This is a genomic window from Natronorubrum sulfidifaciens JCM 14089 (assembly GCF_000337735.1).
GTDB classification, from domain to species: Archaea; Halobacteriota; Halobacteria; order Halobacteriales; family Natrialbaceae; genus Natronorubrum; species Natronorubrum sulfidifaciens.
The window spans coordinates 44589-57354 of the sequence record NZ_AOHX01000046.1 but is presented as its reverse complement, the minus strand read 5'-3'; the positions used below and the strand labels follow the sequence as shown (position 1 = coordinate 57354).

General features: G+C 63.4%; 13 protein-coding genes. 6 read left to right on the top strand and 7 right to left on the bottom strand.

Annotation, left to right across the window (positions count from 1 at the left end; translation table 11 throughout):
- Positions 1-516: 516 nt before the first annotated feature.
- The 5 genes from C495_RS15015 to C495_RS14995 all read right to left on the bottom strand — a co-directional run bounded on the left by C495_RS15015 (position 517) and on the right by C495_RS14995 (position 5189).
- Positions 517-750 (bottom strand): hypothetical protein, encoded by a 234-nt coding sequence (locus tag C495_RS15015; RefSeq protein ID WP_008164411.1) that lies wholly within the window; start codon positions 748-750, stop codon positions 517-519.
- Positions 751-1091: 341 nt separating this feature from the next.
- Positions 1092-2510, bottom strand: coding sequence for a class II fumarate hydratase (locus tag C495_RS15010; protein ID WP_008164409.1), 1419 nt, complete (start codon positions 2508-2510; stop codon positions 1092-1094).
- 134 nt (positions 2511-2644) lie between these two features.
- On the bottom strand, positions 2645-4330 hold the full coding sequence (locus tag C495_RS15005; RefSeq protein WP_008164408.1) for a PH domain-containing protein: 1686 nt from the start codon (positions 4328-4330) through the stop codon (positions 2645-2647).
- A gap of 5 nt (positions 4331-4335) precedes the next feature.
- Positions 4336-4797, bottom strand: coding sequence for a PH domain-containing protein (locus C495_RS15000; protein WP_008164405.1), 462 nt, complete (start codon positions 4795-4797; stop codon positions 4336-4338).
- A gap of 143 nt (positions 4798-4940) precedes the next feature.
- Positions 4941-5189 carry a BolA family protein gene (locus C495_RS14995; RefSeq protein ID WP_008164403.1) on the bottom strand — a complete coding sequence of 83 codons (249 nt, stop codon included), beginning with the start codon at positions 5187-5189 and terminating at the stop codon, positions 4941-4943.
- 97 nt (positions 5190-5286) lie between these two features.
- Between C495_RS14995 and C495_RS14990 the strand changes: the two genes are divergently transcribed.
- From C495_RS14990 to C495_RS14980, 3 genes are all read left to right on the top strand, one after another.
- Positions 5287-5808 carry a DUF7523 family protein gene (locus C495_RS14990; protein ID WP_008164400.1) on the top strand — a complete coding sequence of 174 codons (522 nt, stop codon included), beginning with the start codon at positions 5287-5289 and terminating at the stop codon, positions 5806-5808.
- A gap of 78 nt (positions 5809-5886) precedes the next feature.
- Entirely contained in the window at positions 5887-6747 is an 861-nt protein-coding gene (locus C495_RS14985; RefSeq protein WP_008164398.1) for an SDR family oxidoreductase, read from the top strand.
- The gene (locus C495_RS14980) at positions 6740-7753 is read left to right on the top strand and encodes a patatin-like phospholipase family protein (RefSeq protein WP_008164396.1); all 1014 of its coding nucleotides are present in this window, start codon (positions 6740-6742) and stop codon (positions 7751-7753) included. The genes C495_RS14985 and C495_RS14980 overlap by 8 nt, the downstream gene beginning before the upstream one ends.
- 16 nt (positions 7754-7769) lie before the next feature.
- Here C495_RS14980 and C495_RS14975 read toward each other — a convergent pair whose 3' ends face one another.
- A complete protein-coding gene (locus tag C495_RS14975; RefSeq protein WP_008164393.1) occupies positions 7770-8021 on the bottom strand; it encodes a DUF7861 family protein in 252 nt (83 codons plus the stop codon).
- A 106-nt stretch (positions 8022-8127) separates the two neighbouring features.
- Between C495_RS14975 and cysS the strand changes: the two genes are divergently transcribed.
- The 3 genes from cysS (at position 8128) to C495_RS14960 (ending at position 11634) form a co-directional block, all read left to right on the top strand.
- Positions 8128-9621, top strand: a complete 1494-nt coding sequence (cysS, locus tag C495_RS14970; RefSeq protein WP_008164391.1) for a cysteine--tRNA ligase — start codon at positions 8128-8130, stop codon at positions 9619-9621.
- Between the two features lie 84 nt (positions 9622-9705).
- Positions 9706-10824: a sensor histidine kinase gene (locus C495_RS14965; protein WP_008164390.1), complete on the top strand. Its 1119-nt coding sequence runs from the start codon at positions 9706-9708 to the stop codon at positions 10822-10824.
- 96 nt (positions 10825-10920) lie between these two features.
- The gene (locus tag C495_RS14960) at positions 10921-11634 is read left to right on the top strand and encodes a DUF6517 family protein (RefSeq protein ID WP_008164388.1); all 714 of its coding nucleotides are present in this window, start codon (positions 10921-10923) and stop codon (positions 11632-11634) included.
- 39 nt (positions 11635-11673) lie between these two features.
- Here the strand turns inward: C495_RS14960 and C495_RS14955 are convergent, their stop codons facing one another.
- Positions 11674-12720: a presenilin family intramembrane aspartyl protease PSH gene (locus tag C495_RS14955; protein WP_008164386.1), complete on the bottom strand. Its 1047-nt coding sequence runs from the start codon at positions 12718-12720 to the stop codon at positions 11674-11676.
- Positions 12721-12766: the final 46 nt, after the last annotated feature.

Below are 12766 nucleotides of genomic sequence, written 5' to 3'. Positions count from 1 at the left end.
ACTGGAGCGCCGCATCGCCGTCCGTAGACCATGGCCGACTACTGTCGTCACCGATCCTGTCGCCCGTGAGCGAGATAGTAGACCGGCTCAGATGATCGAACGCCGCCAGTGGCGCTGGCACGGACTCGTCGCTGACCGTGTCTCTGAGAATCCGGCGGTCACTGATCGGACAACTCCATCGAAGCCTGAAAGTCGTCACAACTGGTCACGAGCCGAACTCAGTGCGTAGCTCGAAACTGAGTCCGTTGGCAGCGTGTCGAACCGTTCGGCAGCCAGCGATCGACCGCTGGTTCGGACGAGACTGAACACGTATATTCTATGTTGCTATATCGAAAGTCGCCGTGTTCGACCCAACAGTTCACTTCTGTCATATGGCTGTTGTGGTGGCAGTCGGTAACCGTTGAAGTCGAGCGTGGACTGCTCATACGGGCTGTTGTCCCGGTACGGGCGGCCGCTGACGACAGCAGTCCGTGGCAGTGGGCAACCAGAAAGCAGAGATTGAGGTCGTCAGTTGGTTCAGTGCGTTGCGGTGCGTACGTCGTCGACACGATACAGGTCTTCTTGGAGACCATCCCCCTCGCAGTCCTCGGACGGACACTCGTAATGCCAGCCGTCCTGCGTTGCGTCGCCCTCCGAAAAGCGGTCGCCACAGACTTGACAAAATAGTTGTCCTTTCGTACACGTGTCTCGGTGTAACTCGAGGGCGAGCTCCGTCTGGAAAGACTGGTTGCAGTTGCGACAGGTGTGCATATTTCATCTGACGCGAGCATCCATCAAAACTGCTTGGGTTCTTTTATTGCGTCGAAACCGTGCCTGATTCGGGTTCACTGTGCCGATTTAGCGGCGACGGTCAGGGAAGAAAGAAGGGTTAATTACGCTAGTTACTCACAACCGTATTCATCGTGAGCCGTCATCTCCGATGACCACGAGAACGACCGCGTTGGCCACTCGGATTTGCATACGAATCCTGATAAGTAAGGGTACACGAGTGCGCAGCGTCTACCGTAGATGGAGTGATGAATGGCAGTTCATCCGATTTGGACACTGCCTCGTGGTCGGACCGGAAACGCAGTCTACAGCAGCCTCGAGCGTCAGTCGTCCTGCCCGAGGATACCGCGCTGGGCCATCTTGCGGGGGTCGAGCACCTCGTCGGCTTCGTCTTCGGAGAGGTAACCCTTCTCGAGGACGACTTCGCGGACCGTTTTGTCCTCTTTGAGTGCGGTCTTTGCGACCTCGCTGGCCTTGTCGTAGCCGATGTGGACGTTCAAGGAGGTTGCCATCGCCATCGACTGTTCGACCTGGTCGGCGCAGTAGTCGGCGTTGGCCTCGAGCGGCGCGACGAAGCGCTCGGCGAAGACCTGACTCGAGTTCGAGATGAGTTCGGCGGACTCGAGGAAGTTGTGGGCCAGCACGGGCTTGTAGAGGTTGAGGTCGATCTGGCCCTCGGCAGCGCCGGCGGCGACGGCGGCGTCGTTGCCGACGACCTGCTTGTGGACCTGGTTGACGGCTTCGGCGATCACGGGGTTGATCTTGCCGGGCATGATCGACGAACCGGGCTGGTTTTCGGGCTGTTCGATCTCGCCAAGACCGTTTCGCGGGCCGGAGGCGAGCAGGCGCAGGTCGTTGGCAATCTTGTTCAGCGAGCCGGCGACGACGCGGAGCGCGCCGTGGGCCTCGGACATGGCGTCGTGGGCGGCCTGTGCCTCGAAGTGGTTGTCAGCCTCGCGGAACTGGACGCCGGTCTCTTTGGTGATGTACTCGGCGGCGCGGCCGGGGAACTCCTCGTGGGTGTTGAGTCCCGTTCCGGTTGCGGTGCCACCGAGGGCGAGTTCGGAGAGATTCTCACGGACGTTGTCGACGCGGCCGAGCCCTTTCTCGACCTGCGTGCGGTAGCCGCCGAACTCCTGACCGAGCGTGACGGGCGTCGCGTCCTGCAGGTGCGTGCGGCCGGTTTTGACGACGTCGTCGAACTCATCTTCTTTCGCCTCGAGTGCTTCACGAAGCGTGTCGAGGGCGGGGATGACGTCTTTCTCGACGGCCTCGAGGGCGGCGACATGCATCGCCGTCGGGATCACGTCGTTGCTCGACTGGCCGTAGTTGACGTGGTCGTTGGGGTGGACGACGCGGTCGCCGATTTCGGCACCCATGAGTTCGGCGGCGCGGTTGGCGATGACCTCGTTGGCGTTCATGTTCGAGGACGTGCCGGAGCCGGTCTGGAAAACATCGACCGGGAACTGGTCGTCGTGTTCGCCGGCGATGACTTCGTCGGCAGCCTCGATGATGGCTTCCGCGACGTCGTCGTCGACCAGTCCAAGGTCACGGTTTGCCTGCGCGGCGGCCTTCTTGACGACACCGAGTGCGCGGACGAAGCGGCGACTGAACGAGATGCCCGAGATCGGGAAGTTCTGGATCGCACGCTGGGTCTGTGCGCCCCAGTAGGCGTCCGTTGGAACCTGCATCTCGCCGAGACTGTCCTCCTCGATACGGTAATCCGTGTCTTCGTCACCCATAGCTGGACGTTGGGGCGTGTCAGGTAAAACCCACCGAAAAACCGGCGACGGAGTCATCCGGATTGCTGTCCCGATATCCTGCCGATCGCCAGCACGGGTCGGTGATCGGCGGTCAGTGACGACAGGAAACCGTATCAGGTGAAATCAGCCGACATCCCGAGGTCGTCGTCGCGTGCACGCTCACGGAGCGCCGACTGGAGGCGTTTTCGGCTGGTCATGTTCACGTCACGAGCGTCCTCGAGATCGACGTCGTAGATCGTCGGTGTCGTCCAGACGAACGTCTGCGAACTCGCGGTGTCGACGACCAGCGAGGCCAGTCCGAGGCGGCGCTGGAAGATCGACCGCCGCGTCGAGACCGTCTGGATTCGGTAGTAGGGGATCACGGTCGTTCGCCGACTCCAGAAGCCACGCCGGATGACCAGATGGTCGTCACCGACGTAGTAGCCCAAATGAACGTATTTGAGGTGTGCGGCTGGCGGAACAGCCGCGAAGACGACCGCGGCGAGATACCAGCGCTCGAGCGCGGTGAACTGCGTGATGGCAAACACGGCTGCGACGAGCAGGCCGGCGACCAGCGAGTAGCGGACCAGATAGCGCCGTCGAGCAAGCGGTGGTGGACTCCGGAACTGTGGCGTCTCGACGCCGGTGAGGTTTTCGGTGAACCGATGAATGTGGCGGCGACGAGCAAGCGGGACGGCCGACTGACTGCCACCGCTGCTTTCGGGTCCGTAGCCCGCGGTTTCGACCCACAGCCCGGCGTAGCCGATCAGTCGCTGCAGCGGGTTCTCGGTCACCGTCACCGACTGAACCTTCTCGACGGGGATCGACCCGCTGTAGCGCTGGAGCAGTCCCCGTTCATAGACGAAGTCCTCATCAACGCGACCGAGCTGGAAGTCGTAGTAGGTGGCGAACGTGTACGCGACGCTCAGCAGATACGTAATGAGGATGGCGTTGATCGCCGACACCACCGTCAGGACGCCGTAACTGGTTGGCGATCCCTCGCCGATCGCCGACGGGCCACCGAGGGGTTGTGCCGTCATGACGAACAGATCGAGGACTGTGTCGGTCGCAAGGAAGAAGACGAACATGGCGGCTGCGATTGCCGCCGGTCGAAACGACGTAAACGAGTACAACAGGAGTTCTCGCGCTTCGAGGTCGAACAGGCGCGTCCGACGACGGCGGCGCGGTTCGACAACGCGGTCTTCGGATGTCGGCCCCGTCTCGCGGTCGTTGCGCGCAGTGGGGTCTGAAACGTGCTCGTCACCAGCGGTCCCGGCCTCGACGGCACTATCTTCGCCATCGCCCGAACTGACCGCATCGACATCCGGTCGGTCAGACGGCGTCGCCGCGCGATTTCGGTTGCGTCGGCGGTCTTTCACCTCGGCGGTTCGTCGGCGGATCTGTTCCTGAAGCCGGTTCGCTTCCGACTCGCTGACGAAGTTGAGCGACGCCTCGGTGGAGCCGCCGCCGGCGGTCTCGATGGAAACGATCGCGAGACCGAGCAGTCGCTGCAAAACGCCCTGTCTGACGTCGACGTTCTGGATCCGACCGTAGGGAATCTCTCGAGAGCGACGGGCGATCACGCCGGACGAGACATCGAACGTATCGGGCGTGATACGGTACCCGAATCGGTAGTAGTAGACGATTCCGTAGGCTGCCCCGGCGAGAAAGCCGACTGGTGCCGCGATGGGGGCCCATGCCGGACTGACCGGGCCGACGATGCCGCCGAGAACCAAGACGAGCACGATCGGAACCCACAGCCACATGAATCCGTACTGGATGGCGTAGGTGACCGCGCTAAGTGGGTGGAGTCGATTCATTTCAGTTACACAGCGTCGTCGGCTTCACTCTCGACGGCGAGTTCGCGAAGCGTGTCCTGCAGATCACGGGCGCGGGCGGGCGTCAGTCCCGGAATCCGAACGTCGGCATTGCGCGTTCCGGCCGTGTAGACAACCACACTCGAGAGGCCAAGCACCCGCTCGATGGGGCCGAACTGCGTGTCGACGTGCTGGACGCGGACGAACGGGACTGCGGTCTCGACGAACGTGACGACGCCGCGCTCGAGGTAGAGCGCGTCCGGCTGGAGTTCGAATTTCCAGACCTGATAGCGTCGGACGGCGTAGGCGATCCCGATGACGAACGCGACGGCGACGACCCCGACGATGACAGCCGTCGGAACGTCGACGAACCACTGATCGACGGCGGCGAGGCCGACAGCGAGAACGAGCGCACCGATCGCCCAGCTGGCGATCCAGAGCAGCCTGATGCGGGGATGAAGCGCTTCCATATGAATGTCCTATCAGGAGCGAAGGATAAAGCTGCGGTTCCGGTAGGCAGTGTGTCTTCCAACGAGTAACGCTGAGACGGACTGCTGTCGGCACGGCTTGCTGATCACGATCCCGACGTCCGTGCTCGGGACAGCAACCCGTCTCAGGCCTCGTCGTACTCCTCGGGCGTGTACGTCGAGAGCTCGAGGGCGTGGATATCCGTCGTCATGTGATCGCCAAGGGCGTCGTACACCGCCTGATGTTGCTGAACCAGCGGCATACCCTCGAACTCGGGAGCGACGACTGTTGCTGCGAGATGGTCGTCGTCGTGTTTGTCGCGTGCGTGCGTGACCGTCGCGTCGGCGTCCTCGAGTTCCGCTTCGATGAGCGCTTCGATGTCGGAAAGGTCCATGCCCAAGCGTTGGGCGCTCACGGCAAAAACGCCGCGGTCCCGGTACGGAGCGCCGTCCCGACCAGCCGACGTTCGGAAGCCGCTGGTCGTCGAATTTATGCCGACACAGGTCGCGCTCTGGAGTATGTCACTGGCAGCCGAAACCCGTCGTGTCGCCGAGTCGCATCCGTTTCTCGTCGCGGCGCTGCGAGCGGGCGTCGTCAACTACACCGCCGCTGCCCGGTTTCTCGAGGTCGATGGCGAGACCGACGCGGTCGCGACAGCGCTGCGTCGCTACGCCGAGGCGTCACCGGCGTACGAAACCGAGTCGCGGGACGTTCGAGTGACGATGAAAAGCGAGATTGGGGCGGTCGAGCCCGGAACGGACGACGCGCTGCTCTCGCTTGGTGGGACGGCGTTCGGCCCCGGCGGTGGTGATCGGACGGGCATCCTCGTGACCGGCGATGTCGACGCGGCCGCACTCGCCAACATCGTACAGCGTCTCGCACTCGAGGAGATCACACCACTCGCAGCCGCCGTTGGCGATGGCTCGTTGCTCGTCATCGTCGAGCGCCTCGAGGGAGCCAACGCGCTCCGGGCGGTCGAAGATGCCCTCGAGAACGTCCCTCGGACGACGTAGCTGAGTGGCGCTTTCGACTTCCAATGTCACGTGCACGCTGAAGCTATTTATAGCGTCGCTGACAGTGTTGCCGTAGAGATGTCATCGACCCCCGAACTCGAACCGCCGGAGCTGACTGCGGATGACCTGCTCGTACTCGAGGACCCAGCGTTCACTCCCGATACCGTCGCGATCGTCACCGGGGCGGCGTCGGGAATCGGCGAGGCGCTTGCGGTTGCACTCGCCGTCAACGGCTTAACTGTCGTCGGTGCCGACATCGACGAGACAGGACTCGAGGAGACGACCGCGACGATCAAATCGTTCGATCCCGAGGGCCGATTCCTCTCGGTGCCGACGGATCTGACCGACGACGGCGACGTCGAGGCGATGGTCGATGCGGCCGCCGAGGAGGGCGACCTCTCTTTTGTCGCCAACATCGCCGGGATGCAACACATCGAATCGATCGCCGAGTTCCCGGTCGAGCAGTACGATCTGCTCCAGTCGGTGATGATCAGAGCGCCGTTTTTGCTCTCGAAGTACGCCATGCCCCACATCGAGGCAAGCGGTGCCGGCACGGGAGCCATCGCGAACATGTCCTCGGTCCACGGCCATTACGCGACACAGGACAAGGCACCCTACATCACGGCCAAACACGCGCTCAACGGGCTAACGAAGTCGATCGCCGCGGAAGGCGGCGGCGACGTTCGCGGCTTCAGTGTCAGCGTCGGCTACGTGCTGACGCCGCTGATGGCCGACCAGATCGCCGACACGGCAGCCAGTCGCGGGCTCTCTGAGACGGAAGTCGTCGAGGATGTGATGCTCGGGCCCGCACGCACCAAGACGATGATGACGCCCGCGGAAGTCGCGAACCTCTTCGTCTTCGGCTTCTCGAGGCACGCAACCCATCTCAACGGCGGCGATCTGCTGTTCGACGGCGGCTACACGACCACGTATGAGTGAATCGAAGACCGACGAGCCGACACAGGTTGCGATCGCGTGTCAGGGCGGCGGCAGCCACACCGCGTTCACAGCCGGTGTGCTCCGGGCGCTGCTCTCGGAGGCAGACTGGGACGACGAGTTCGAACTGGTCGGGATCAGCGGCACGTCCGGCGGCGCGTTCAGCGCGCTCGCGGCGTGGTACGGGCTCGTCACCGCTGACGAATCGGCCGCAGTGGAGTTACTCGAGGCGATCTGGGCCGACATGGCGGCGAATGATTACGCCGATAGCGTGCTCAACCAGTGGGTCTCGCTCGTCTCCCGATTCCAGAGCGAGGGCGTCGGCGTGCCACAGGTCAGTCCGTACTACTCGCCGGGGTCCGACTGGGGCCAACAGCGGATCAGGGACGTTCTCGAGCGCCACATCGACTTCGACGCGCTGCCGGCCCTCTGTGCGTACGAGGAGCCGGAACTCGTCGTCGGCACGGTCAACGTCTCCGATGGAGCCTTCGAGACGTTTACGAACGAGGACGTCACCGTCGATGCGGTGCTCGCCTCCGCGGCGATCCCGACGCTGTTCGAAGCGGTCGAGATCAACGGCGAAGCCCACTGGGATGGGCTCTTCTCACAGAACCCGCCAGTAAAAGACCTCATGTCGGTGTCCGGCGAGCGAACGCCCGAGGAGCTGTGGGTCATCCAGATCAATCCACAGGAGCGGGAGACGGTGCCGACCGGACTCGCCGAGATCACCGACCGACGAAACGAGCTCGCGGGCAACATCTCGCTGAACCAGGAGCTACGGACCATCGAACGGATCAACGAGTGGATCGAGAACGGCCACTTCGACCACCCCGAGTACACGACAACGACGATCCGCCGACTCCAGTTGCGGGGGTATCACCACTCGAGCAAACTCGACCGCGACCCCGAGTTCCTCGCGGAACTGATCGAGCAGGGCCACACGCAGGGCGTGGCATTTCTCGAGGGGCTCGACCTCGAGGACGACGTGGAGTATCCCGCCCGGAACTGAATGCGGGGTCGAGTTGTCAGGGCTGGCCGCCGTGTTGGCGGTACCAGACTCGCTGGCCGACCGGCGACTCGTCGCTGTCGATCGGGAGTCGGCCCAAGAACAGGTCTCTGATGGCGAGGGTGACGATGAGTTCGACCGTCTCACCGGCCTCGGTGTCGACGGCGACGACACAGTGGCCGTCTCGCGTCTCGAGTCGCTGGATCGTGCCGACCGACCACCGCTCTGTATGGTGTGTCGGTTTGCGAGCGTGGATGCGGTCGTGAGTCACAGTTGATCGATAGATGGCACATCGTATAGCTCTCGCTACTATCAGCGCTCGAGTCCGACCCGGCTATTAACAGTGTTTAACTACGGGCCGGAGGTACACGTTCGTAATGACCCTACACGTGACGAACACGTTGACGGGCGAGAAAGAGCCGTTCGAGCCACAGGACCCCGAGAACGTTCTCCTCTACTACTGTGGCCTGACGGTTTCTGATCCGCCGCATCTGGGCCACGCCCGCTCGTGGGTCCACGTCGACGTCATGCACCGCTGGCTCGAGTACCTCGGCTACGATGTCCGCCACGTCGAGAACTTCACCGACATCAACGAGAAGATCGTCGCCCGCGTGGGCGAGGCCGAGTTAGGCGAGGACGAAGCCAGCGTCGCAGAGACGTACATCGGACAGACGCTCGCCGACATGCGCGCGCTCAACCTCCTGCGCGCGGAGGTGTACCCGCGCGTCTCCGAACACGTCCCCGAGATCATCGACCTCGTCGAGACCCTAATCGAGAACGGCTACGCCTACGAATCCAACGGCTCGGTCTACTTCGACGTGGCCAGCTTCGAGGAGTACGGAAAGCTCTCGAATCAGGAACTCGAGGAGATCGAGTCTCAGGGCGAGCCGGACGAACGGTCCGAAAAGCGCAATCCAGCCGACTTCGCGCTCTGGAAAGCCGGCGGCGTCGACGAAGACGCCGTTTCCGAACACCGCCACGAGGGCGTCGACCACGGCTGTGCGACGCCGACGGGACAGACGTGGGAGTCGCCGTGGGGCGAGGGCCGCCCCGGCTGGCACATCGAGTGCTCGGCGATGAGCATGACCCATCTCGGCGAGACGCTCGACATCCACGTTGGCGGCCGAGACCTCGTCTTTCCCCACCACGAAAACGAAATCGCCCAATCTGAGGCTGCGACGGGCCAGCGTTTTGCCAACTACTGGCTCCACTGTGAGCTGTTCCAGATGGGCGAAGAGAAGATGTCCTCGAGTCTCGGGAACTTCGTCACCGTCGACGAGGCCGTCGACAAGTGGGGGACGAACGTCTTGCGAACGTTCCTCACTGCGGGCTCGTATAATAGCCAACAACTCTACGCCGACGAGACGATTACCGAAGCCGAGGAGCGCTGGGATCGACTCGAGCGCGCGTACGAGACGGCTGTCGAGGCAGTTGACTCACCCGACGCTCGGACGAAAGTCGAAGCCGAATCGTTCCGTGCCGAGGTCGATGCGGCCCGAACATCGTTCGTCGACGCAATGAACGACGACTTCAACACGCGCGAAGCGCAGTCGGCACTGCTGTCGATTGCAACGGCGATCAACTCCCATGTCGACGACCGCGAGGCGTACGACTACCGTGGGCTCCGACAGGCCGTCGAGACGCTCGAGGAGTTCGGGGCGGTTCTCGGCCTCGCCTTCGGCGGCGAGACGACGGGCACCGCGGAGCTGGCGGGTGACGTGGTCGAACTCGTCCTCGACGTGCGCGAACAGGAACGCGAGGCGGGCAACTACGAGCGCGCCGACGAGTTACGCGATGAACTCGAGACACTGGGGATCGAAGTGCAGGACACCGACGACGGCGCGACGTACCGGTTGCCGTCCGGCGAGTGAGCATCGAGCGGCTGCACTCGCGGATCGGTTCATCAGGTCTGGTAGCGAAATCGTTCAAGTAGCACGAGCACCCAGTATCCACTGATGGACACCTCCGACTCGGTCGTCGGTGCTGGGTTCGACGCGCTTCCGGCCCACGTTGCGATCCTCGACGACGACGGTGTAATCGTCTACACGAACCGCTCGTGGACCGCGTTCGGCGACGAGCAGGGACTGGCGGACGGAGCGGCCGCTGTCGGAGTCAACTATCTCGAGGTCTGTGACACCAGTTCGGGGGCTGATGCAGCCGACACCGCGTGCGGTCTCCGAGCGATCATCGCCGGCGAACGCGAGACGTTCTCCCTCGAGTATCCGTGCCATACGCCCACCGAAAAGCACTGGTTTACGATGGACGCCACGGCGTACCACCACGACGGCGATCGGTACGTCCTCGTCATGCACGTCGAGATTACCGACCGACGACGCCTCGAGCGGCAAGCCCGCGAGCAGGCCGATCGGATGGAAACGTTCGCCACGCTGCTGTCACACGATCTTCGGAACCCACTCTCGGTCGGCCTCGCGACAGCACAGTCGCTCGAGGACGGCAGTGCTGGGTCTGTGCCGGACACGGCAGACGAGTCCGTGTCCGCGATTCGCTCGTCGCTCGAGCGCATGGAGACGATCATCGACGACGCGCTCGTGCTCGCGACGACCGACAGCGTCGACGAGCCCGAGGCAATCGACCTCGAGACGGCCGTCGAACGGGCATGGGAACACGTCACAACGGATGGCGCGGCAGTCTCGGTTTCGGAGTCGGCCACGATCCGGGCGGACCCGTCCCTGCTTGCAACGCTTCTCGAGAACCTGTTTCGGAACGCCGTCGAACACGGCTCGACGAGCGGTCGACAACAAGACGGCGATGGGCAGCCGTCGATCGAGGTCGGTGTGCTCGAACCGACCGCCGAAGCGGCGACAGCGGTCAGTGGGTTTTACGTCGCGGACAACGGCCCCGGTGTGCCATCGGCAGACCGAAGCCGGATCTTCGACGCCGGCTACACGACCGAAACGGCCGGTACCGGGTATGGATTGGCGATCGTCAAACGCGTCGTCGACGCACACGGCTGGTCGATTACGGTAGCGGCTGGCGACGACGGCGGTGCTCGGTTCGAGATCCGGACGGCGGTGGCTTCCGAGACGAAGTCGACCGACGGCTCGAGTCGGTGACCCCAGCGCGTCGTGTGGTCTCGAGCGAGCCGACCGATTGCAGGGTGTGAAGATCACCGCGAACGTTATGCGCGAGAGTACAGTCGACCAGAGTAGATGAACCGACGACAGTTCGTTGGAACCGTTGCAGCCGGCGCTGTGGGTACGTCGGCGGGGTGTCTCAGCGACGTTCTCAACGAGGAGCTGACGTTCGACGCGTCACCGATTCGTGTCTCGACGGCGGCGGAAACGGAGGCCGGCTACGAGTATCAGGGTACGAGAGAGCGGACCGAAGAACGCGAGTTCGGCGGTGAGAGCGTCGGCCTGACGAGCTATCACAGCGAGTACAGCCGCTCGATCGAACTCCCGCTCGAGGACGTCGACGGCGAGACGGACGCGGGGGTGTTCTCGCTCACCTCGACGCCACAGATCCGCGTTGCAGACGAGACGTTCAACCCCATCGGCGAGCTCACGACGGCGGAGTTGGCCGAGCGGATGCAAGCCCAGTACGACGACCTCGAACTCGGTGCCAACATCGGTGGCCGAGCGATCGAACCGGACGGCCCCAACACGATGGTCTCATTCGATACGTACGAGGCGACGGCGACACTCGACGGCGGGACCGAACTCGATGTCTTCTTCGACATCGCCCTGCCCGAGCACGACTACGAGTATCTCGTCGTCGCCGCGATCTATCCCGCCGCCGACACGGTTTTCGAGGACGAACGTGCACGGGTCAACACGATGGCTACCGGCCTCGAGCACGGTGACACCGTCAGCATCGACCGCATCGAAGCGAGCGACGACAGCGGTGACGGCGACAACGAGTAACTCGAGCGTCTATGGGACGGGTGACCGTGCTCGAGCCGTTCAGAAGCCAAGCGCCGTCGCAAGCGACAGCCCACTGGCGATCGCACCGAGCAGGTAGCCACCGATCGCCCCGCCGTTTAACAGCGGCAGTCCCGCGTGTGGCTTTCCTTTGAGAACCATATGCATGAGCACGAGCAGGCCGGCGATCGTCCCGATGATCGCACCGAGTGCGGGGAGGTTCAGCGCGATTCCCGGGACCGAAATCGTGCCGACATCGAGGAAGTACGCCGCGCTCGCGACGAGAATCGTCGGAATCACGGCGTCACCAAGCCCGATAAACAGGGCGTCTCGCTCGAGTGCATCCGCCTCAGCAGCCGACTCGTCGGGACTGTCATCCGAACCGTCGGCATCGGCGGCGACACTGTCAGGGTCGGTTGACGGGACCGGTTCGTCGCCGTCGCTCGAGGCCGTCGTGTCGTCGAGGACGTCGTCGGTGCTTCCCGACTCGAGGTAGGAAAACGAAAGCGACGTCGGGATGACGAGAACGACGGGGATTTTGAGATCCATGACGCCTTCGGCGAGGTCGAGCATGTGCTCGGTTCGGTAGACGCTGATGGCGTCGTAGATGGCGAGGACGGCGAGCAACAGGATTGCGGGCAGCAGGCCGAAACTGATCCCGAACAGGGCCGCAGCGCCAGCACCCATGATCACCCCCGTGCTGTCGATGACGTACCACTCCGGATAGAACAACAGCCCCGCGCCGACGGCGATGGCCCCGAGCGCGGCGATGACATTCACCGAGCCGACGGTCGCGACGGGTGGGACGAGCTCGGCGAAGACGAACCACGCGAGCATCACGCTGACGCCGATGATCAGGGCCTTGATCAGCCATTCGACGTCGTATTTGAACGTCACGAGCATGAACGCGGTCGCGACGAGGATAATCGCGAAGTAGACCACGCTGTTCGTCGGGTCGTCAGGGTTCTCGACGGCCTGGCGCTCCGACTCGTGGAAAGGCTCGATCAGCGCCAGCGCACCGAACTGGACGCCGAGAAAGAGCACCACGGTCACGCCGACGGCGAGCAGGACCCGTGTCCGATGGTTCATAGCGCGGGGTTTGTCCCCCGTTCGTATGGGTGTTTTCGTCTTCACT

Excerpts from the sequence above, each read along its gene's own strand:
- C495_RS15015 (WP_008164411.1), bottom strand. The coding sequence starts at position 750 with ATGCACACCTGTCGCAACTGCAACCAGTCTTTCCAGACGGAGCTCGCC.
- C495_RS15010 (WP_008164409.1), bottom strand. The coding sequence starts at position 2,510 with ATGGGTGACGAAGACACGGATTACCGTATCGAGGAGGACAGTCTCGGC.
- C495_RS15005 (WP_008164408.1), bottom strand. The coding sequence starts at position 4,330 with ATGAATCGACTCCACCCACTTAGCGCGGTCACCTACGCCATCCAGTAC.
- C495_RS15000 (WP_008164405.1), bottom strand. The coding sequence starts at position 4,797 with ATGGAAGCGCTTCATCCCCGCATCAGGCTGCTCTGGATCGCCAGCTGG.
- C495_RS14995 (WP_008164403.1), bottom strand. The coding sequence starts at position 5,189 with ATGGACCTTTCCGACATCGAAGCGCTCATCGAAGCGGAACTCGAGGAC.
- C495_RS14990 (WP_008164400.1), top strand. The coding sequence starts at position 5,287 with ATGCCGACACAGGTCGCGCTCTGGAGTATGTCACTGGCAGCCGAAACC.
- C495_RS14985 (WP_008164398.1), top strand. The coding sequence starts at position 5,887 with ATGTCATCGACCCCCGAACTCGAACCGCCGGAGCTGACTGCGGATGAC.
- C495_RS14980 (WP_008164396.1), top strand. The coding sequence starts at position 6,740 with ATGAGTGAATCGAAGACCGACGAGCCGACACAGGTTGCGATCGCGTGT.
- cysS (WP_008164391.1), top strand. The coding sequence starts at position 8,128 with ATGACCCTACACGTGACGAACACGTTGACGGGCGAGAAAGAGCCGTTC.
- C495_RS14965 (WP_008164390.1), top strand. The coding sequence starts at position 9,706 with ATGGACACCTCCGACTCGGTCGTCGGTGCTGGGTTCGACGCGCTTCCG.
- C495_RS14960 (WP_008164388.1), top strand. The coding sequence starts at position 10,921 with ATGAACCGACGACAGTTCGTTGGAACCGTTGCAGCCGGCGCTGTGGGT.
- C495_RS14955 (WP_008164386.1), bottom strand. The coding sequence starts at position 12,720 with ATGAACCATCGGACACGGGTCCTGCTCGCCGTCGGCGTGACCGTGGTG.